Raw genomic sequence first — 20,774 nt, 5'->3', positions numbered from 1 at the left:
CAAACGGCTTATGAAAAAACTCTCTTATTAAGCCACATCATCTTTTATTCTTCTCATGTGGTTCTGAAATCATGATATAAGGGGCAAGCTTCTCATCGTGCCTAAATGGTAACTTATCGTGTGTTAAATGGAAAAATGAGAAAAAGCATCTTTATGCAATATAATCCAATTATGATTTATTGATTTGAAGATAAAGGGTTTAAAGTTCTACAAGACTGATACAATAAAAGGGGGAAAATCGCCTATTCTTAGAAACTAAGTCGTATTCTCGGTGCTCTTGATATAGCTATCTCACCAAATGGTTTTGAAGACTTATCCTTTTAGCTCTATTTATTAAAAGGTCATTTTGAGGGGGCTTGGCTAATGAATGTAAAGGAAAATTAGCACGTAATATTTCGCTTTGCTGGTATAGATGCTGAATGAGTTAATTATCTAGAGGATCACTGAAGAGGGAGCGCTAAAAAATGATGAAAATCCTCCGTACTTCGGTGAATTCGTGGTTGAAGATATAATCGTAGAACTTGGCTTATCTGTTCCTGAAACAGCTGAATGGTTTGAAATGGTTAGGGTGTCAGTTCTGCATATGCTTGACTCGCTATACAAAAAAATTACGATTTCGTGCAAGCTTTAAAACATAAATACCCTAAAGATATATCCTCTTTGTACATGTTCTTATCATCGTTAAAATGCCTTCTTAAAGCACGACAGGGGATGCTATAAAATTGAGAGCTGTAAAATATATGGGGCAGGGGGTGAGAAGATGGTGTTCAATCGAAGTACTCTATCCTTATTTTTATGGGCTATGCCTGAAAGAGAGAGCTGGAGAGACGATTTGTGAGCAAAGAGAAAGTGTTTTGAGGTTGCGTGTCTGCAAGAGCAGAACAGTGGTCGTGGTGATATTTAAAAACAATAAATTTGATAAAATTTTACAATTTTGCCAAAAGCCAGTTTATTATAAAAGCTGTTGCTTATACGCGCTCATACAAAAGTTATAAGAAGCCCAAAAGTGCTAAAAAAGTCTTTGCTCTTTTTCAATAAGACGGATCTGCAAACAATATTCAAAAAGTGTTCGTGTTTTTGAAAGAGCATAAAAGGATACTCTTGCAATAGAGAGAAGCGTATTTGTGAGTTACAATTTGTCATGATTTTCGGTAAACACTATTGTTTAGAGCGGTGAGAGAGGGCATGAAAAAATTTTAATATTCAGTTTTTTAAAGAGTGTGGTCAGTCTTTAGGATAGAGCTTGTGTCCCTAGAGCCTATCAAGTGAGCCCGCATAAAGGCTTCAAGAAAGCGAGCACCTATTATACTTTTTGCCAGCATATACTCTTTTGTCAGCGCCCCAATGTTTTGACAGCCCTTAGAACGTAAAGGGGCAAGGGAGGTATTTCATTCCTTTCTTGTACCGTTTCACTCCACACACCAACTCTGCTTGTGATGAGCAAGCCAAGAGATTTTGTTTGACTCACTATGAGGGTTTGACATGAGAAAATCCTATGGTATTCATGATCTTTCATGAAAAACAATGAATTATCCTTATAAATCAACGTGACAGTGCTGTTATGAAGAGAACTCCTTGCACATCTTAATAGCCCATAGAGATTAACTTGGTATCATTTTACATTCTGTACACAGAAGTGTCTTTATAAAATGCTCCATCTTGCGCAGAAAAAAGAACAGCCCGTTAAAAAAGAAAAACATCTCAATGCTTGCTTTTCTTTTTTCCATGAGAGATTTAAATTGATAAGCCTGTCTGAAAAGAGTGCTGTTTATGCCCTTAAAGATACTGCTCTTGTATCAAGATCACTTACTCAGGCGAAAATTGGAGTTTTGCGAGGTAAGCATAAACACCATTTTTTGCCACAAGTTCGGCATGGGTTCCTTCTTCCACAAGGGCGCCTTTATCCATCACAAGAATACGATCTGCTTTTAAAATTGTTGCTAAACGATGCGCAATGACCAATGTTGTTCGATTTTGCATCAATCCTTCTAAAGCGTCTTGCACCAACTTTTCACTGTTTGCATCTAAAGCAGATGTTGCTTCATCAAGCAGCAACAGGGGTGCATTTCTTAAAATTGCCCGTGCAATACCAATGCGTTGTTTTTGCCCCCCAGAAAGCATGGTACCACGTTCTCCTACTTGCGTATCCAAGCCATCTGGTAAAGCTTGAATAAATTCAAGTGCATTAGCCGCTTTAGCGGCAGCAAGGATTTCCTCTTCATGGGTAGTTTCAGTTCCAAAAATAATATTATCACGCAATGTTCCATCAAAAATGGCGACATCTTGTGGAACATAGGAAATTGCACTGCGTAAATCTTGTAAAGAAAGGCGATTAATTTCCATGCCATCCAACCGAATTGTTCCATTTGTCGGATCATAAAAACGAAGGATCAAAGAAAAAATGCTGCTTTTTCCTGCTCCAGAAGCCCCAACAAAAGCAACCGTTTCGCCTGCTTTTACAGAAAATGAAAGCGAGCGTAAAACCTTCTCTTGTGGTCTAGAAGGATAAGTAAAATCAACCTGATCAAAAACAAGTTCACCTCGAACAGGTTGCTCTAATGATAAAGGATTTTTAGGTGCTACAATAGTAGGTTGTTCTTGTAACAATTCGGCAAGCCGTTCAGCAGCGCCTGCTGCTTGGATTAATTCTGCTCCCAGTTCCGATAATTGCGCAAAAGTAGAAGCTCCAAAAACCGCATAAAGGACAAATTGCCCTAATGTTCCTCCTGTCATCGTTCCATTCAAAACATCGCGCGATCCAATCCATAAAACAGCAACCACACTGCTAAAAACCAAAAAAATTGCAAACCCCGTAAAAAAGGAGCGCAAGATTACAGAAGCACGTGCTGTTTGAAAAGCACGTTCTATCAATTGTGAAAAACGTATTGTAACGAGTTTTTCAGCGGTAAAAGCTTGCACAGTGCGAATAGCGCTTACCTGCTCTGTAGCAACAGCATTGGCATCTGCGAGACGATCTTGCGCCGCGCGGGTACGAGAGCGAACTTTACGTCCAAAGACTACCAAGGGAATGGCCACAACAGGAATAGCCGCTAAAACCAACAAAGACAATTTAGCATTGGTGATCACCATCATCACGACGGCTCCGATCACGATAATCAGCTGACGCAAAGCGGTAGAGGCGGTAGAGCCCACAGCTAATTTTATTTGTGTGGTATCTGTTAGAAGCCTTGAAACAATCTCTCCTGAATGTGACCGATCAAAAAAAGCAGGAGAAAGTTTCATAATATGGACAAACACATCACGCCGTAAATCGGCAACAATCCGTTCTCCCAAGGTGATAACACAGTAATAACGGGCTGCTGAAGCAAATGCGAGAAACAAGGCTAAGATAAACAAAATTCCAAAGTAAAAATTGATATGTCCATGGCTTGAAGTAGAAAACCCATGATCAAACATTTGGCGGATAGCCACAGGCAAAGCTAATGTGACAAGAGCAGCAACAGATAACGCTAGAAAAGCAAAGATAAACAACCAACGATAGCGCAAAAGATAAGGAACAAAAATTGCAAGCGAAGAGAATGAAGATTTCTTAGGGGAAGGCTTTGTCGATTTTTCTGAACGAGAACGTAATGTCATAAAATTTTGCTCACTGTATTGGATTTGTAACACTTGATACAATGATGTATCTTGAACACTTGTTTTTTGATGCGTGCTCAGTTATAGGAATAAATACTTTAATCAATGTATCAAAAAGACAAAGGAAGTGCACTTAAAAAAACAAGCAAGTGCTATTTCATTCTATAAACGCAAAAGGTTTGACGCATGAAAGCGAATATTCACCCCAACTATCACAAAATTACCGTTGTTATGACGGATGGAACCCAATATACGACGCGCTCTACTTGGGGAAAAGAAGGCGATACTCTTAATCTAGATATTGATCCAAGAACGCATCCGGCATGGACAGGTGGCTCCCAAACGCTCGTAGATCGTGGTGGTCGTCTTTCTAAATTCAAAAATCGTTTTGGTAATATTGGCATGTAAAAGCCTCCTCTTTATGGGGTACAAGGGTTTTAAACAAAACGATTGCAAACGATGAGTTTTTGATCCTATCAAAGAGTGCACTTTAAATATTAATTCAAAAACGCATCCGACATAAACAGATGGGTCTATAAATCATTGTGGTTGCGTTTTTTAAATTCAAAAATCATTTTGAAATACACGCAAAAATCCTTTCTTCCCTAGAGTATAAAGACTTGAAATAAAATAATTGCAAACTTTTCTTCTTTTTTGGAACTGAACATACCCATGGAGAGGAAATTTTTGCCGCTTCTAAAGCTGCCAATGCACTTGAATTTATTCAAGCTTTACTAGGTGGCTTGGATACGCAAGTAGAAGAACGTGGTACTATGCTTTCTGGGGGCAAAAACAACGCATCGGTATTGCACGGGCGATTTTAAGAAATGCACCCCTCTTGTTGTAAGCCGGCACCATCATTGTATTTGCCAACTCGTGGATGTTGCTACAGCCCTTGGCACTTGAGATAATTTATTATAGGCATTTTAAGCCCTTTCTTAATAGTTTTTTTATTCACGCGGGCTCTCCCTGCTTGTAAAGTGCAAAAGACATGGTTTTTGTTGATTCAACATGGAACAGGTTTGAAATGAGAGAATCTTACGGTATTCGGAATTCTCATTCAACATACAAGACAATGAATTATTATTATAAATCAAAATTTTTCTACTTGATGAAGCAAGATTTGCTTTAGATGCAAACAGTGAAAAGTTGGTGCAAAATGCCTTAGAAGGATTGATACAAAATCGTACAACATTGGTCATTGCACATCGTTTGGCAACAATTTTAAAAGCAGATCGTATTCTCGTGATGGATAAAGGCGCTTTTGTGGAAGAAGGAACACACAACTCATTATAAAAAATAATGTTTATGCGCATTTGGCTAAACTGCAATTCTCATCTGAGTAAGTGATCTTGATACAAGAGCAGTATCTTTAAGGGCATAAACAGTACTCTTTTCAGACAGGCTTATCAATTTGAAACTCTCATGGAAAAAAGAAAGGCAAGCATTGAGATGTTTTTCTTTTTTAATAGGCTGTTCTTTTTTTTTGCCTGAGATGAAGTATTTTTATAAAGACACTTCTGTGTACAGAATATAAAACGATATCCAGTTAAATCGCTATGGACTATTAAGATGAGCGAGGAGTTCTCTTCATAACAGCACTGTCACGTTGATTTATAATGATAACTCATTGTTTTTCATGAAAGATCTTACATGGAATTTCTCGTTTCAAATTTGATTATGTTGCATTAGTCAAAACCATGTCTCTTGCATGCTGCAAGCAGAGAGAGCTCGCGTGAAGTAAAAATACTTAAAGAAAGAATAAGTCTTCTTCATGAAGCGTCTCAAGTTTTAGGGGCTGTAGTAATATTGAGGGGATTAGGAAAGTGTATGATGATGTCGCTTTACTAAAAAAGAGCCGATAAATGAGTAGAAAGACGCTTTTTATTACTTTGAAAATCAATATTTCATGGATCATGCATTTTGAGGGCTTATAAGGCTTTTCTTTAAAGTACATAAATCACTAAAACAGCATTATTAAATACAAATTGTTTTATTTCACAAACAAAAATATCTATATTTTGTGTGTTGTTTTTATTAAAATATAATATGTAGTGATTTTCAAATCATATGTACACATAATGATACAATATCGAGAAATCGATAAAAGAGCTGCGTTAAATATTGGTGGGAATAAAAGAGAGCAAGAATGGAAGAAGACATAAAATTGGCAATAGCTTTCATAATAGCTACAATTAAGGTCATTTGGAAATGGGGGAAAAAATGTGGGAGCGGAAGATTCGGCGTTATGATTTTGTGCATCATATGGATGGGGAAGTCGTGGTATTTGGGATACTCAGTGGATTTTTTGTTCGGTTTGGCAATGATAGTGTGTTGTGGGGGAAGCTTAATGCTTGCATTGGCAATTTATCAGAACAAGCATTTAACTAAACAACTTGAGCAAAAAGAGCAAGAGTGCGCTGGATATCAAGATATTATTGCACAAGGGGAACAGAAGTGTCTTCAATTGACTGACCAACTTGAGCAAAAAAAGCAAGAGTGCGCTGAACATAAAGATATTATTGCACAAGGGGAACAAAGGCTTGTTAAAAAAACTCAAAAAGTATCGCAGGAATGGTTGAAACAATGGGATGAGGGAGTAAGGCTATGGGAAAGAGACGTACTGGGGATAAAAAATCCTAGGGAAGATATGAAAGTCGGTGGAGATCGGCTTCCATTTGTAAAGGATATTTGTGTTCGAGGGGAGCACGAAGTGCGTTTATTGTACAAGCAAGCACTTGGAAAAAAACTTACTTATGAACATTACAAAAAAATATGTAGTCTCTTGGATACCTCGTATTTTAGGAAATTTTTTATAAAAGCAGTGCGATTAATGAGAAAGAATGGAATAACTCTGCAAAAGTTTGTAGATCCTCTTACGAAAAAAAAACGGAGTCAACCTACGATGTTATTACTTCATTGGTGGTTATATGTTCTTGATGATATGATTACAGCTGAATGCAAACAGCACCAAAAGGAAAACTTTACAGGGGAGGATGAAAAGAAAAAATTTACAGATACTTTGTGGGACAACATATCTATAAGTATAGAACACAAAGAGATAGAGAAAATGCTAAAGCTTTCGGAATCTTGGTCTGGTGAGTGTACTTTATTATTATATTGTAAAAAGAATGTGTTGTTGTTGTTGTGTGATATTTCCAGTGATTATAAGGAGGCAAGAGAAACGTTCATTTACTATAAGAAGCTTATTAAAACAGTGAAAAAAGGCTATGTTGCCTTTGATAATGGTTGCCATTCTGTCACAGTTAGAGATGTAATCAATACTTGTAAAGAGAATGACACAAATAGAGCAAAAGATCTTTCCATAGCTGAGGGGAATCCAACATTTGAAAAAGTTTACAAATTAGGAGCCAGAGAATGGATAAAAGCAGCAAATGAGACATGTGATAACCGATTGATCTTTTGGGAGAAGCTTGTTGAGGAAAAAAAATTAAAAGAAAAATTAAAAATTATCTTCGGTAATGAGAAGATAAAGGCGCTGAAAGAGGCTATTGAAAAAGATAAAGAGCAGCTTGCAAGTGAAATGCAGAAAGCAATTTTGGAAAACAAAGATTTTTGTTACTATAAATCTCGAGAGTATTTCATAGACTATCTGAGATAATGGTTAAATGAAGGGGGGGGGAATGGCTGTATAAATCAATGGATTTGCTAAAATTTCTGTTGTCATGTAGAGGTGAAAACTATGAGAGGCATATGTGATAGCCCTTAGCAGAGAGGGGATATTTTAAATTATAGTCAATCTTTTTTGCTGTGTAGGCGGTGATTTCTTAAGAGAAGTAGGGGAGGATGTTGGCTTCTGATGTCGTTGTTGCTTCTTGGGGCGTTTTGTTGTGATGATATTTTTTTTTGCGAAATATATCGCTGCCGCCTTCTTTATCAGTGACAAAACCACCGGTTTTGCGAAGCATCAGTATGCTGGTAGTTTTATCAAAAATGTGCAGGTTATCTCCCCAAAAACCATCGGTTTTTTCTGCGGCGACATAAGCTAAATTCGAGAGCAGCAGCACCAAAACGGCGAAGTTTGGCAACTTCCATCATTATATTGCGTAATTCAATAAGATAGGTTCCATGATTTGGACGACCAAAATGAGGCATTTCCCGTGGCAATGACACAATCTTCTAGTCTACGCCGTGCAGAAACGCGACAGCGTCGGTCATTGAAAAAAGCACCACACCCGCGTTCTGCGGTGAAGAGTTCATCATTCACGGGATTGTAAATGACACCAGCAACGATTTTTCCTTGGCTTTCTAAGGCAATGGAAACAGCAAAAAAGGGAATGCCATGGAGAAAATTTGTGGTGCCATCTCAAAGGGTCAACAATAAAACGGTGTTGTGAATCTTCGCCAATGATTTCTTCTGACTCTTCCATCAGAAAACCAAATTTGAGGCGCGCTTTGCTTAATTCATTGAAAATAATTTTTTCCGCTTTGCGATCTGCTTGGCTGACGTAATCTGCTAGATCTTTTCTGAGGTTTAAATGCCTTTTTTGAGGGTTTTTTCTAATTTTAGGCGAATGTGTTCATTGCCGGCAATGATATTTTTTTTGCGGAATATATCGCTACCGCCTTCTTTATCGGTGACAAAACCACCTGCTTCACGAACCATCAGTATTCCAGCAGCCATATCCCAAATTTGCAGGTTATCTTCCCAAAAGCCATCGGTTCTTCCAGCAGCAACATAAGCTAAATCAAGCGCAGCAGCACCAAAACGGCGAAGTCCGGCAACCTCTGCCATCACATTACGTAATTCAATAAGATAGGTTCCATGATTTGGGCGACCAAAATGAGGCATGCCTGTGGCAATGACACAATCTTCTAGTCTGCGCCGTGCAGAAACGCGACAGCGTCGGTCATTGAAAAAAGCACCACACCCGCGTTCTGCGGTGAAGAGTTCATCATTCACGGGATTGTAAATGACACCACCAACGATTTTCCCTTGGCTTTCTAAGGCAATTGAAACAGCAAAAAAAGGAATGCCATGGAGAAAATTTGTGGTGCCATCTAAAGGATCAACAATAAAACGGTGTTGTGAATCTTCGCCAATGATTTCTTCTGACTCTTCCATCAGAAAACCAAATTTGGGGCGCGCTTTGCTTAATTCATTGAAAATAATTTTTTCCGCTTTGCGATCTGCTTGGCTGACATAATCTGCTGGTCCTTTCAAAGACACTTGCAAATTTTGCACTTCACCGTAATCACGTACCAACGAGCGTCCTGCTTTCATTGCAGCTTGCACCATGACATTCATGACTGCAGAATGGGCCATTTTTTATTCCTTTATTTATCTTTTTCATTTGCACGACGCAAATAAATCAACTCATTGGTGTCTACAATGATACGTTCACCAGCATTCATAAAGGGGGGAACAAGAATACGAATCCCGTTTTCAAGAATGGCGGGTTTATAAGAGGAGGTAACCGTTTGTCCTTTGATGGCAGGATCGGCTTCCGCAATCGTGACAGCAACTTGATCAGGAAGTGAGATGCCAATAGGCTTTTCTTGATAAAGTTCAACTGTGACAGTCATCCCATCTTGGAGAAACGCAGCACGTTCACCAACAAAATCCTTTTGGAGTTCAAGTTGTTCATAAGATTCTGAATCCATAAAGACCAAAGCATCCCCTTGTTGATAAAGAAATGTGAAATCCTTTTGTTCAAGGCGCACGCGTTCAACGGTCTCAGCAGCGCGAAATCGTTCATTAAGTTTTGTACCATCAATCAAATTTTTCATTTCAACTTGGTTAAATGCACCACCTTTTCCTGGTTTTACAGCGTTGCATTTAACTGCAACCCATAAACTTCCTTGATGTTCGATCACATTACCAGGGCGAATTTCATTGCCATTAATTTTCATCGTTTCTATCCAATTCTATTCTTGCAAAAAGAACTCTCTTGTTGTCTTTATGGCGCTTTTCTTTGCTGCCTTTAACAGTCAAGCTCTTTTGTTATTTTCGGGCTAAAATCCCTTTGATTAACCTTGCGGCTCTCTCATGGTCCTGTGTGCTCTTTATGGGCTTTCTCCTGCTTTTTGCAAAGAGAAAAGCTTAAGTAAAAAAGGACCTTTATGTATTTTTGCTTTTCAGTTCTTTGCAAGACCATAAAAAGCGCTCAGACGCAAGCTTTTTAAAAATTTGCACAAAAATTTTTTAGAATTTTTGGGGAAATTTATCCCGTTGTGTCGTAAAATATCATCATTGATGGCAATGATATAATTGATGGTAATGATATAAGTTCCCTAAAACCATGAGGTGTTTTTAATTAAGAATATGTGAATACGGAGTTTATTATGAGTGTCTCATGGGATAGAGCGTGGTGTGTGTTATCGTATGATGTTAGCTTTCATTTTGATCAGAGAGTAATTGTAAAATGGCTCTTTGTTTTATCGAGATTAGGACTCTAAATTTTTTTAAAAGCAGGTATTTTTCTGTACTTGATGCGATTTCATCATGAGAGTACGGGGGCTGTTGTTTTGTTAAGATATCAGCATAGAAAAAGGAAAGTAGAACATTTAAGATATCGGCCATTTCTTTTAAACGCCCTGCGCTGACACGATTTAATCCGTTTTCATATTTCTGGATTTGTTGGAAAGTGGCACCTAAATGTTAACCTAATGTTTTTTGAGACATTTTTAGCATTTTTCGTCTCAAACGAATTTTTTGCCAATGAATTTGCCACTGAAAATGTCGTTATAAGGATTTTACCAAGACCCTAGAAAATGCTACACGGGATATAGAAAACTCTTCAGCTGCTTCAATCACAGATAAGCCAAGTTTTGCATTTACATCTTCGCGTAACAATTCACTAGGGTGTGGGGCATTTTCATTATTTTTAGTATTCTTCTTTTCTTAAATCTTAAAGCTATAATTTACACTATTTTGTATTGTCACAATCTATAATAAAATTTATCCACTCTGGCTAAAAATGAGGTTTTTTATTGAGGTGCAAATCTCTTTGCCTTTCGCAAGAGCTTTTAAGTCTTTACGTGTAAAATATAGAGAATGTTTACATTAAATAGCGGGTTCATTTGGGCTGAGTACTTATATGAGCACGTGGTTCTCCGTTCACATTATACTGAAGAAGAGACACTATAGTGCTACTATTTAATTGTATTCTATAACTCAAATTCACACCCATGTTTTGCTGCTTTTGAGGTTGATCTGTATAGATCACATTATATCCATTCCGTCGCAACAGATTGATAAATAAAGGAGTAAAGCTGTCTGCTGTATTATTTTTCTTTATAAGAAGTGTGGTTGTAGCTGGTGGTAGAGATCTCTTGATATCGCTAATAAATTTGTTAGCGACTAATTGTGCCTGACGCTTTGTAAGACTTTGATCAACATAATTTGATGAATAATTGCCTACAGATGCGCAACCAGCCACCAACACAACCGGTGACAGCAATAAATATTTTAACATCTTTAATTCCCCTTACTTATTGTTGCTCTTTATTTGCGAAGCTCCTCTTCCAGAAATAAGAGCAACTTTACGCATAGCACATTAACAACATATCGGTATCTAATCAATCAGTTAATTAATCAATGAATAATGGTTTCAGCTGTAAAGGTTGCTTGAAGTGCTTCTGGTGGCGTATATTTTAATAAACTGCTGCTTTTAGTGATTATGATAAAAAAGCAATTTTTTGCGTTTGCATGTTAAGATCATGTCCTCCATCTCTATTATAAAATGATGTGTTAAGTGTTATTCCAGATTGATCAAAAAAATTTTCAAGCATTGCTTTTTGAGGGCTATCTTTTTTTAAATACGTATGAATGCTTATTCTGTTTGCTGTAAAATACTGTCGTTTGAGGTGTGGTGCTATAAGACATAAAACTTTGCACATGTGATGTTTTTATGAGAGTGTGTGGTGAATATTTGAGGGGGAGCTTGTCCGGATAATTTTGTGAAATGAACCACATAAAATGGGAAGCTAAAAGAGTTCTGTTCTGAGAAGACGGATTGTTTCCCAACCGGATAGGGAAGGGGCTTCTGTCCTTTGAGGGGTGGGAGGCAAGTTAAGAACAGAGAGTGTAGTGCTCTATGTCATGATGTTAAAAGCTTTCATTTTGATCAGAGAGTAATTGTAAAATGGCTCTTTGTTTTATCGAGGTTAGAACTCTAAATCTTTTGAGCAGCAGGTATTCTTCTGTACTTGATGCGATTTCATCATGAGGGTATGGGGGCTGTTGTTTTGCTGAGGTGTCCGCATAGAAAAAGACAAGTGGAACATTTAAGATATCGGCAATTTCTTTTAAACGCCCTGCGCTGACACGATTTAAGCCGTTTTCATATTTCTGGATTTGTTGGAAAGTAACACCTAAATGTTGACCTAATGTTTTTTGAGACATTTTTAGCATTTTTCGTCTCAAACGAATTTTTTTGCCAATGAAAATGTCATTATCAAGATTTTTGGCTCGCATTTTAAAGCCCCCTCCGAGTGCGAGCGCCCTCGCGTTGGTATTCCGGGAGCTTGAAAATACTGAATCCGAATCAGCCTTTTTGCTTTTAGTGCTTAAAGCACCTGGACATAGCAAAAACTCCCGGAATCCCGGGATACCCAAAAAGCGGGTTTATTTTCGCGTTCGGATTATAGGGTTTTCAAGGCCCTATTGGTCGTTGCGTATGCGACCAAAACACTTTTCAATTCATAAAGTAATTTCAGTAAATTTACAATAAAAAATAGTTTTTTACTGAGAGTCGGCATGTTTTTCGTCCAAGAAAAAAGAATGAAAAAATAGAGCTTTCGGAATTTTCGGGATAGCCTAGCTCTTTTGCTTATTGGATATTGTTTGCTTAAGCAAATGATACCAGTGCGTTTTCTTTACCAATGAAAATGTCGTTATCAAGATTTTTGGCTCGCATTTTAAAGCCCCCGCCGGTTGCGAGCGCCCTCGCGTTGGTATTCCGGGAGTCTAAAAACACTGACCTCAAATCAGCATTTTGCTTTTAGTGCTTAAAGCACCTGGACAGAGCAAAATCTCCCGGAATTTCTATAAATTTTATCTTTTTGATGCAGAGAGGAGTATTTTAAAAAACAGGAAGGAGCTTTATTGCTTCTTTGTGCGCTTTTTCTAGTTGTGCCTTATCCATGCCTTGGAGCATTATTTCAAGATCAGGAGCTTGCATTTTTGCCTCCTTTGCGAGCATATACCATGCCGCTGCCATTATTATATCGCCTTTTGTTCCTGTGCCATCTCGATAAAGCCTTGCAAGGGAAATCTGTGCTGGTGCTACCATGTTGATCGCATTTCTTTGAAGTAAATGAAAAGCACGCTGAAAATCTGTTTCTCCTCCACGCCCCTGTACAAGCCATTGTGCTAAATGAAGTTGAGCTTTTAAGTGATTGTTTTGAGCCGCTACCTCCATGAGCTTGCGGGCATTGCGATCATCTTTTGGTCGCTTTAACGTGCCTAAGGAAAGAATTTTTGCAGCAGAAAAAGCAGCATCAGCATCGCCAAGAGCAGCACCTTTTAAGTACCATTTTAAGGCTTGCTCTATTGCTTCATTTTCACGACTTTGGGAAGAAACACCAGGGAGAGCTTGTTTTTCCTGTGAGGCTTTATAAAGAAGCAGTTGTCCATAATAAAAATAGGCTTCCTTGACGCCTGCTTTGACAGCTTTTTGAATGAATTGCGCACCAAGTCTTTGATTTTGTTTTATAAAGTTACCATCAAACAACATAAGTCCATAGCGTAGTTGTGCTTGGGGTTCCCCCTGTTTTGCAGCGCGTTCAAACCATAAAGCAGCACGCGCACCGTCAATAGGAACAGCACATCCTTCCATATAAATTCGGGCAAGAAGAGTTTGTGCAAAAGGATCATTTTTTTCAGCACGTCGGAGTGCTTCACGAAAAGCTTTTAAATAATAACCTTGGATGTAATAGTCATAGGCTTGGTCATAGTCTCCAGCTTTTAAGGGCTGAAAGGGTTCTTGAGTGTTTGAAGCTTCTTGAATCGTATTGAAAGAGCTTTCAGAATTTGAGATTTCTTCAGTGTTTCCCGCTGAAATTACAGCAGAACTTGCAAGCCCAATCACGCCTAAGATAAGCAGCTTCACGCTTCTCTTGATCATGGTGTTTTCTCCTCATTACCGATCAGAATTTTCACATTTTTTTTTTATCATTACAAGCCGTATAAGAATCTCATTTCTATATTACTTTTTATCTCTCAGTTTTTCGTCTTGGTTCAAGGTAGGGTTGGGTAAGTTAAAAAAGTAGCATAAATGTCGACGAGAGACAGACTGTTTAAAACAGTTCTGTTAAAAATAAAACAGTCCTGTTAAAAATAATAATGATGAGGGGTTATCGTATGTAAAGATGCTTATCTTCTATTATATCAATGGCTTCTCCCCCTAAAATGAAAAAATGCTTACAATGGAGGTTGTTTTTAAAAATACGTATGAATGCTTATGAATAGCGCACGCTATTCATGTGATGTTAGCTTGCATTCTCATCAGAGATCAGCTGTAAAAAGGCTTTCTTTTTTACCGTTGTTAGAACTCTAAATCTTTTGAGCAGCAGGTATTCCTCTGTGTTTGATGCGATTTCATCATGGTGGTATGGGGGCTGTTGTTTTGTTAAGATATCGGCGTAAAAAAAGGCAATGGGAACATTCAAAATATCAGAAATTTCCATTAAACGCCCTGCGCTGATACGATTTAAGCCTTTTTCATATTTTTGAATTTGTTGGAAAGTGACACCTAAAGCGTGTCCTAAAGTTGTTTGAGACATTTTTAGCATTTTTCGTCTCAAACGAATTTTTTTGCCAATAAAAAGATCAATATTAAGATTTTGAGATTGCATTTTTCCCCGCCGGTTGCGAGCGCCCTCGCATGAGTATTCCGGGAGCTTGAAAGTACTGAAATCTAATCAGCTTTTTTTGCTTTTAGTGCTTAAAGCACCTGGACATAGCAAAAACTCCCGGAATTCCGGGATACCCACAAAGTGGGGTAAATTCATGTTTAGATTTTCGGGCTTTCAAGACCCTCTTGGTCGTTGCGTATGCGACCAAAACATCTTTTAATTCATAAAGTAATTTTAGGAAATTTACAATAAAAATTAAAATAGTGTCTCTTAACGTGTCGTTTCTTAAAACAGGGAGTTGGCATGTTTTGCATTCAAGCAATAAAGTGTTCACAAAGGGGACTTTGAATAGCACACACTATCGCGTTATGTTAGCTTGCATTCTCATCAGAGATCAGCTGTAAAAAGGCTTTCTTTTTACTGTTGTTAGAATTCTAAATCTTTTGAGCAGCAGGTATTCCTCTGTGCTTGATGCGATTTCATCATGGTGGTATGGGGACTGCTGTTTTGTTAAGATATCGGCATAAAAAAAGGAAAGTGGAACATTCAAGATATCGGAAATTTTCTTTAATCGCCCTGCGCTGACACGATTTAAGCCTTTTTCATATTTTTGAATTTGTTGGAAGCTTACGCCTAAAGCGTGCCCTAAAGTTGTTTGAGACATTTTTAGCATTTTTCGTCTCAAACGAATTTTTTTGCCAATGAAAATATCATTATCAAGATCTTTGGTTCGCATTTTAAAGCCCCCGCCGGTCGCGAGCGCCCTCGCATGAGTATTCCGGGAGCTTGAAAATACTGAGTTCTAGTCAGCCTTTTTGCTTTTAGTGCTTAAAGCACCTGGACATAGCAAAAACTCCCGGAATTCCGGGATACCCACAAAGTGGGCTCATCTTTACGCTAGAACTTAGGGTTTTCAAGGCCCCTTTTGGTCGTTGCGTATGCGACCAAAACATCTTTTAATTCATAAAGTAATTTCAGGAAATTTACAATAAAAATAGTTTTTTACTTACAAAATTTGTTTTTTATGAGAGGCTATCCGCTTCTTAAATCTCTCTGGAATGATTGTCAAAATCATGACATCAGCCCCCGTGTTTTTTGAGAGGGTTAAAAAGCCTTAAGTTTTAAGATCAAAAGAACTTTGGACGCTTAAAAGTTAAACATTTTCAATTCGCTAGTATTGACAACATAGCCAAGAGTAATTATCTTCAATATTCAGGAATAGAAAGGACATATATTATGAAGACCACCCTTTCTCCGCTAATTTCAGAGTTCGAAACCGTTGAACAGGAAAGCAGCTACACTGCATGGCTGCGCGATAAGGTAGCGAGAAGTCTTGCAAATCCATATCCTCCTATTCCGCATGATGAGGTTATGGCTGAAATGGAAGTTATAATCAGTCAGCTTGAAGCTGAACAGAAAAAGTGATGCTTCCGGTTGTTTGGTTGTCTTCGGCGCGCGACGATTTGCGTCAGATGTTACCTATATTGCTCGCGAGAATCCATCTGCTGCGCGCCGAATGAAAAGGTTTTTGGAAGCATCCGTACTGCCATTGGCTGAACATCCATATTTATACAGACAGAGTGAGAAGGTATTAGGATTACGAGAAATTGTAGCGCATCCAAATTACCTTATATTGTATCGAGTAGCTGCACATCAAATCGAAATTGTAGCTGTAGTACATGCCCGACGTGAATTTCCTATTTTTCTTTAATCTAATCAGAGGCTATTTGCCTCTTAAACCTTTCTGGAACAATTACCAAAATTATGACATCAGCCCCGCGTTTATCAAAGAGACTAAAATGATTTCTTCTACGGTAGTGAATTCACGCGCGGTCTCTTCATTAAAATTTGCACAATCGCTTGCTGTTTGAAGAAGGGGGGGTGATCGTTTCTCTGTGCTATAGGATGTGTGTCTGTGGAATGTGGTGAGGTGCCTTGTGATTTTGGGTGTGCGCTTTAAAAAATAAACATAAGCATTATTCAAATTTAATTTAATGCATGAGTAACTTTCTTTTCATCTAATTTCTTTGCATCTAAATTGAAGCCGGCTTCACATAGTCGATGAGAAAGATCTTTAAGTGTTTCTTTTACGTGTTCTTTAAAAGGAAGGTATATAATTCCATTAATATCTGAAGGGAGTTCAAGGTCTTGTTTTTTTAGAATAGCGACATTTTTGCGAGAAAGCGCAGACATTAACATGCCCATTTCGAAAATAACGTTTTGTCGCGCACGGGGTTGTGCTGCTTTTTTTCCGGCAGATTTGGCATAGCCTATATCATCGGGAGTAAGCAGCACAATACCAAATTTTATGAAATCGCTACAGATTCCTTTTTCTAAAGCTTCAATGATGGTTAAGCCATTCCCGCCAGTATTTTGTAAAATGTATGGTTCAAGATTAAAATCATTAAGAATAGATGTAAGTTGCTTTAGGGCAGTACGGTCATGACCATGAACGATAAAAATTTTTTTAGGAGAAGATTCTAAGGTATTGGAAGCAGTCTTTGGAGAAGGATTCGTTGATGTTTCTTGTATGTGTTTAACCAAAGCTTTTTCTAGATTTGTCACAGCGGATTCTTTGCCTTGAACGTTGATTGTTCCTGTACTTTCATACCAATTAATAACGCCTCCTTCGGAGGTTTTGATCTGATATCCTCTAGAAGAATTAAGTGATAGAAACTTAACTTCTATGATTTTATATCCAGCTGTTTTAACTATATCTTTAAGGTCTTCGACGGTTCCGCTATATTTCACTGTTTATATTCTTTCAATATCGCTGGTTATTAATATAAAATGTTGATTTATTTTTATAACTATTTGAATTTAAATAGCTTTATGATTTCATTTTCTTATACAATGCACAAAAAGAGACGGTCACCTTCTATTCAATTGATTGAAACGTGGGAAAACTTGACTAAATGATGGGAAATTTTACTGCGTGATAAAGCGATCTGATTGAATTGTGAATGAACGAAACGAATTTTTCTCCTATTTGTATATGCCGTTATGTGCTCTATATAAGAAACACGAAAGTTAACGCTTTATTTATAAATTCTCCTCCTATATTACAAGGGGGTGTTTTCACATTTTTCTTGCATTGTTTTAAGCAGTATTAAGGGGTTGTCGTTCCCCAAAATCACTTCTTCTACAGCAATGAATTCACATCCAGTCTTTAAGACTTCATCAAAGGTTGAAAAATCGCTTCCTGCTTGGATAATGGCGGGGGTTTGCATAATTTCTGCCCACCATGTTGCTAACTGGAGATTGCGGGGGTGCGCTTGGGGTTTTTTATCAGCACCGAGTTTTCCAAAGAACAGGTAATCAACACCTGTTTCCGCTGCAAGCATAGCACTATGGCGATTGCGTAAATTGCCAAAGCCTATGATTTTTTGTTCCTTTTGCTGATTTTTGAAGCTTTCAAGAGCGTTAAGATCATCTTCTATGTGCAATCCATCAGCCTTTATGCGTCCAGCAATGCGGCTGTCATCAGCGATGAGAAGGGCTGCGTCATGATGTTGAATATCTTCTGCGTAAGTTTGCGCTTGTTGTTGTAAAAAAGAGCCATCATCTTTCAACTTTTCAGAATCATAGAGGATGACGCATGCAAAAGACTTTGTTTGCAAAATTTGCTGCAAAAATGTGTGTGGGGTGTTGCGCCGAACATCAAGTGTTAAAATCAACTGAGGGAAAAGAGGTGGATCAATTGGTTTATTTTTTTGTTGTGTCATGTCAAATCCCTGTTTCTTAGAAAAAATAACGCTTAAAAATTAAAGTTTCATTCTATTATGCTTATTTGTGATAAAAGTGACCACCATTTTCACGTAGTTTAAAGGATTTGTGGGTGTGTGGGAGCCTGCTTATGAGAAATGAAAGTGTTTTTAAGCATAATATGTTGCCTTTTTACTGTGATACACGTATGGACGCTTTTCGTTCTTTTGCCTTTAAAAAACTTTTGCCTTTTAAAAAATAAACGCTTAAAATGAAACTTGACACTTAGAAATTAAAATTTCATCCTGTTCATGCTTGTTGGCAATAAGGGTAAGCACCATTTTTATGGGACTTCAAGGGGGGTGTGACGTGTGGGAGTCCACTGATGAAATACCAAGGTATTCTTGAGCATAATACTCAACCTTTTCGCCGTGATACACGTATTGATGTTTTTCGTTCTTTAGCCTTATTGACGATTTTCATCAACCATATTCCCAGAACGATCTATGAGTCTTTTACTCATAGAAATTTCGGTTTTTCTGATTGTGCAGAAGTGTTTGTTTTGCTTTCAGGGATTGCTCTTGGGTTAAGCTTTCATGGACGGTTACAGCAAAAATCCTTTGCTTTTATTATCCGAAAACTTTGGTACAGAGCTCTGCAGCTCTATGGTGCATATCTTTTTACTACTTTTGTCACGTTAAGTCTTTTTTTTGCTGCCTTTTTATTATGGAAAACAGAAAAACTTTTATCGATGAACAATGTGGGACTCTTTTTTAAAGAGCCTGGTATCGCATTTTTGAGTACCTTAAGCTTTGGGCATCAATTGGGATATAATAATATTCTTCCTCTTTATATCGTTTTGATGTTTTTTGCGCCTTTTATCCTTTATTTGAGTTGTAAGCAGACAAAATGGCTGCTTTTGGGCTCCTTTACACTGTATCTTATCTGCGGATTTTATAAAATTGCTCCTCCTTCTTATCCTTTAAAGGGAAAGTGGTTTTTAAATCCTTTGTCTTGGCAATTCTTATTTGTCATAGGATTGACCAGTACTTTAGCGCTTAAACAAGGAAAAAAAATCGCTTTTCAGTTTTTTTGGATTGTTTGTGCGGCAGCGTATCTCTTGTTGGCGCTGTTATGGGTTCGCTTAAACTGGTGGGGCATTTTGGGGTGGCTTGGCTGGTCTTCCCCATTGTTGAACTTTAATAAAACCTTTTTAAGCTTGCCACGTTTACTCCATGTTCTTGCATTAGCCTTTCTCATTCTTTCTTTGCCGTGCATCAATAAATGGTTTTATGTCTCTCAGAAACATCCTTTAGCAATTTTAGGAAAACATAGTTTACCGGTCTTTGTAACGGGAACCATTTTTGCGATGTTTGGACAAATTATAAAAACAGTGATGACAGAAACGTTTTTTTCCGATACCCTCTTAATAATAACGGGTATTGCTTTGCAATTTGGAGTCGCTTATTATTGTGAAAAACGGCAATCTTGGCAGTGGTCATTTTCAAGGAAAATGATCCGTTTATAAAAAACATTCCTATAGTGTTTGTTGGGCACGTTAACCTTAGTATAAAAAGTGCGTTGCGCAAAAAAATTAAAAGAGGTAGCAGTTTTAAAAAAAGCGTTCTATACAGCAACAAAAGAAACTTTTTAATACTCTGTTCGTTGAGTGGTATAATTTTGTGCTGATACTTGGAGTATAAAAGCGTGAGTGTACATAAACGTCCATATGATGAACCTATTATCATGATTGAGCATAATGCTTTTGAAAATGCTTTTAATCGTCTCTATGAAGAAACAATGGCGCTGATTGAAAAAACCGCAGCGTATATTGACTCAGAAGGGAAATTAGTAGCACGCTCTCTTTCGGCAGAGGTTTCTGCAATCTATGCAAAAGAGGCTATGTATTTAAGTACACGACTTATGCAAATTGCTTCTCAACTCCTTCTTCTTCGCGCAGAGCGTGAAGGGGAAATGTCATCAGAACAAATAAAAAAAGAAATTGTAAAAGTGTCACTTCATACACCGACATTGGAACTTGAAACCCCTCATTGGCATGAATTGCCAGAAGTTTTTCGCCAATTTGTTTCTCATTCATTGCGTTTAGAAGCGCGGATAACCTATATGCGTGCTGGGTGGGAAACTGCGGCCTCCTGTGCTCTAGAAGATGATAATCCAGTGGGAAAACAAATCGAATTGCTCAAAACAGCCTTTGGGCGTTCTTAGAGGTACTCCCTTGCTTTGTGCGAAGGGGAAATGTCATCAGAACAAATAAAAAGAAATTGTAAAAGTGTCACTTCATACACTGAGCATTGGAAAATTTCCCTTTTATTGGCATGAATTGCCAGAAGTTTTTCGCCAATTTGTTTCTCATTCATTGCGTTTAGAAGCGTGCATTTTTTTCATTTAGAGATGCTGCTGTAGTTTAAGCACTTTGGTCAATAGGCGGCGGCTTTATCTTGAACGATGATAATCTAGTGGGAAAACAAATCGAATTGCTCAAAACAGCCTTTGGGCGTTCTTAGTGGTATTTTCTTGCTTTGTGCGAAGGGGAAATGTCATCAGAACAAATAAAAAAAGAAATTGTAAAAGTGTCACTTCATACACTGAGCATTGGAAAATTTCCCTTTTATTGGCATGAATTGCCAGAA

Annotated in this window: 15 protein-coding genes and 5 pseudogenes; 8 read left to right on the top strand and 12 right to left on the bottom strand. The window is 37.9% G+C overall.

Annotated features, from left to right (window positions below; genetic code table 11):
- Positions 1–1,806: 1,806 nt before the first annotated feature.
- Positions 1,807–3,597, bottom strand: coding sequence for an ABC transporter transmembrane domain-containing protein (locus ACFILA_RS03405; RefSeq protein WP_375660663.1), 1,791 nt, complete (start codon positions 3,595–3,597; stop codon positions 1,807–1,809).
- Between the two features lie 186 nt (positions 3,598–3,783).
- Between ACFILA_RS03405 and rpmE the strand changes: the two genes are divergently transcribed.
- From rpmE to ACFILA_RS03390, 3 genes and pseudogenes are all read left to right on the top strand, one after another.
- A complete protein-coding gene (gene rpmE, locus ACFILA_RS03400; RefSeq protein ID WP_005774581.1) occupies positions 3,784–4,005 on the top strand; it encodes a 50S ribosomal protein L31 in 222 nt (73 codons plus the stop codon).
- A 690-nt stretch (positions 4,006–4,695) separates the two neighbouring features.
- Positions 4,696–4,943 (top strand): annotated as a pseudogene (locus ACFILA_RS03395) (ABC transporter); the annotation flags it as partial.
- Positions 4,944–5,746: 803 nt separating this feature from the next.
- A complete protein-coding gene (locus ACFILA_RS03390; protein WP_375660662.1) occupies positions 5,747–7,219 on the top strand; it encodes a hypothetical protein in 1,473 nt (490 codons plus the stop codon).
- Between the two features lie 250 nt (positions 7,220–7,469).
- Here ACFILA_RS03390 and ACFILA_RS03385 read toward each other — a convergent pair.
- The 9 genes and pseudogenes from ACFILA_RS03385 to ACFILA_RS03345 all read right to left on the bottom strand — a co-directional run.
- Positions 7,470–8,084, bottom strand: a pseudogene (locus ACFILA_RS03385) (inositol monophosphatase family protein); the annotation flags it as partial.
- 8 nt (positions 8,085–8,092) lie between these two features.
- Positions 8,093–8,884: an inositol monophosphatase family protein gene (locus tag ACFILA_RS03380; protein WP_375660661.1), complete on the bottom strand. Its 792-nt coding sequence runs from the start codon at positions 8,882–8,884 to the stop codon at positions 8,093–8,095.
- Positions 8,885–8,895: 11 nt separating this feature from the next.
- Positions 8,896–9,471 carry an elongation factor P gene (gene efp, locus ACFILA_RS03375; RefSeq protein ID WP_015856958.1) on the bottom strand — a complete coding sequence of 192 codons (576 nt, stop codon included), beginning with the start codon at positions 9,469–9,471 and terminating at the stop codon, positions 8,896–8,898.
- A gap of 478 nt (positions 9,472–9,949) precedes the next feature.
- Positions 9,950–10,285: pseudogene (locus ACFILA_RS03370) on the bottom strand (helix-turn-helix domain-containing protein).
- Positions 10,286–10,637: 352 nt separating this feature from the next.
- On the bottom strand, positions 10,638–11,036 hold the full coding sequence (locus ACFILA_RS03365; protein ID WP_375622589.1) for a hypothetical protein: 399 nt from the start codon (positions 11,034–11,036) through the stop codon (positions 10,638–10,640).
- Positions 11,037–11,668: 632 nt separating this feature from the next.
- Complete coding sequence (locus ACFILA_RS03360; protein ID WP_273790479.1) at positions 11,669–12,037, bottom strand: helix-turn-helix domain-containing protein; 369 nt, start codon at positions 12,035–12,037, stop codon at positions 11,669–11,671.
- Positions 12,038–12,644: 607 nt separating this feature from the next.
- Positions 12,645–13,688 carry a tetratricopeptide repeat protein gene (locus ACFILA_RS03355; RefSeq protein ID WP_375660660.1) on the bottom strand — a complete coding sequence of 348 codons (1,044 nt, stop codon included), beginning with the start codon at positions 13,686–13,688 and terminating at the stop codon, positions 12,645–12,647.
- 364 nt (positions 13,689–14,052) lie between these two features.
- Complete coding sequence (locus ACFILA_RS03350; RefSeq protein WP_375660659.1) at positions 14,053–14,418, bottom strand: helix-turn-helix domain-containing protein; 366 nt, start codon at positions 14,416–14,418, stop codon at positions 14,053–14,055.
- 371 nt (positions 14,419–14,789) lie between these two features.
- Positions 14,790–15,189, bottom strand: a pseudogene (locus tag ACFILA_RS03345) (helix-turn-helix domain-containing protein).
- Positions 15,190–15,654: 465 nt separating this feature from the next.
- On the opposite strand from ACFILA_RS03345, the gene ACFILA_RS03340 reads away from it, so the two are divergent.
- Positions 15,655–15,843 (top strand): antitoxin, encoded by a 189-nt coding sequence (locus tag ACFILA_RS03340; protein WP_375609414.1) that lies wholly within the window; start codon positions 15,655–15,657, stop codon positions 15,841–15,843.
- Between the two features lie 13 nt (positions 15,844–15,856).
- Positions 15,857–16,129 carry a type II toxin-antitoxin system RelE/ParE family toxin gene (locus ACFILA_RS03335; protein ID WP_375660658.1) on the top strand — a complete coding sequence of 91 codons (273 nt, stop codon included), beginning with the start codon at positions 15,857–15,859 and terminating at the stop codon, positions 16,127–16,129.
- Between the two features lie 275 nt (positions 16,130–16,404).
- Here the strand turns inward: ACFILA_RS03335 and ACFILA_RS03330 are convergent, their stop codons facing one another.
- Both ACFILA_RS03330 and ACFILA_RS03325 read right to left on the bottom strand, forming a co-directional pair.
- Positions 16,405–17,169, bottom strand: coding sequence for a TIR domain-containing protein (locus ACFILA_RS03330; protein ID WP_375660657.1), 765 nt, complete (start codon positions 17,167–17,169; stop codon positions 16,405–16,407).
- 311 nt (positions 17,170–17,480) lie between these two features.
- Entirely contained in the window at positions 17,481–18,143 is a 663-nt protein-coding gene (locus ACFILA_RS03325) for a thiamine phosphate synthase (protein ID WP_375660656.1), read from the bottom strand.
- 365 nt (positions 18,144–18,508) lie between these two features.
- Between ACFILA_RS03325 and ACFILA_RS03320 the strand changes: the two genes are divergently transcribed.
- The 3 genes and pseudogenes from ACFILA_RS03320 to ACFILA_RS10025 all read left to right on the top strand — a co-directional run.
- Positions 18,509–19,651: an OpgC family protein gene (locus ACFILA_RS03320; protein WP_375660655.1), complete on the top strand. Its 1,143-nt coding sequence runs from the start codon at positions 18,509–18,511 to the stop codon at positions 19,649–19,651.
- A 179-nt stretch (positions 19,652–19,830) separates the two neighbouring features.
- Positions 19,831–20,349, top strand: a complete 519-nt coding sequence (locus ACFILA_RS03315; RefSeq protein WP_375630932.1) for a DUF1465 family protein — start codon at positions 19,831–19,833, stop codon at positions 20,347–20,349.
- A gap of 21 nt (positions 20,350–20,370) precedes the next feature.
- Positions 20,371–20,648 (top strand): annotated as a pseudogene (locus ACFILA_RS10025) (DUF1465 domain-containing protein); the annotation flags it as partial.
- Positions 20,649–20,774: the final 126 nt, after the last annotated feature.

It is taken from the genome of Bartonella sp. CL71SXKL (genome assembly GCF_042194935.1).
In the GTDB taxonomy this organism is placed as follows: Bacteria; Pseudomonadota; Alphaproteobacteria; order Rhizobiales; family Rhizobiaceae; genus Bartonella.
The sequence above is the reverse complement of the archived record's forward strand: the minus strand, read 5'-3'. Positions and strand labels throughout refer to the sequence as shown.

What these genes read in the sequence shown, in the direction of transcription:
- ACFILA_RS03350 (WP_375660659.1), bottom strand. Translation starts at nt 14,418, where the DNA reads ATGCAATCTCAAAATCTTAATATTGATCTTTTTATTGGCAAAAAAATT.
- ACFILA_RS03390 (WP_375660662.1), top strand. Translation starts at nt 5,747, where the DNA reads ATGGAAGAAGACATAAAATTGGCAATAGCTTTCATAATAGCTACAATT.
- ACFILA_RS03320 (WP_375660655.1), top strand. Translation starts at nt 18,509, where the DNA reads ATGAAATACCAAGGTATTCTTGAGCATAATACTCAACCTTTTCGCCGT.
- efp (WP_015856958.1), bottom strand. Translation starts at nt 9,471, where the DNA reads ATGAAAATTAATGGCAATGAAATTCGCCCTGGTAATGTGATCGAACAT.
- ACFILA_RS03340 (WP_375609414.1), top strand. Translation starts at nt 15,655, where the DNA reads ATGAAGACCACCCTTTCTCCGCTAATTTCAGAGTTCGAAACCGTTGAA.
- ACFILA_RS03360 (WP_273790479.1), bottom strand. Translation starts at nt 12,037, where the DNA reads ATGCGAGCCAAAAATCTTGATAATGACATTTTCATTGGCAAAAAAATT.
- ACFILA_RS03380 (WP_375660661.1), bottom strand. Translation starts at nt 8,884, where the DNA reads ATGGCCCATTCTGCAGTCATGAATGTCATGGTGCAAGCTGCAATGAAA.
- ACFILA_RS03355 (WP_375660660.1), bottom strand. Translation starts at nt 13,688, where the DNA reads ATGATCAAGAGAAGCGTGAAGCTGCTTATCTTAGGCGTGATTGGGCTT.
- ACFILA_RS03405 (WP_375660663.1), bottom strand. Translation starts at nt 3,597, where the DNA reads ATGACATTACGTTCTCGTTCAGAAAAATCGACAAAGCCTTCCCCTAAG.
- ACFILA_RS03325 (WP_375660656.1), bottom strand. Translation starts at nt 18,143, where the DNA reads ATGACACAACAAAAAAATAAACCAATTGATCCACCTCTTTTCCCTCAG.
- ACFILA_RS03365 (WP_375622589.1), bottom strand. Translation starts at nt 11,036, where the DNA reads ATGTTAAAATATTTATTGCTGTCACCGGTTGTGTTGGTGGCTGGTTGC.
- rpmE (WP_005774581.1), top strand. Translation starts at nt 3,784, where the DNA reads ATGAAAGCGAATATTCACCCCAACTATCACAAAATTACCGTTGTTATG.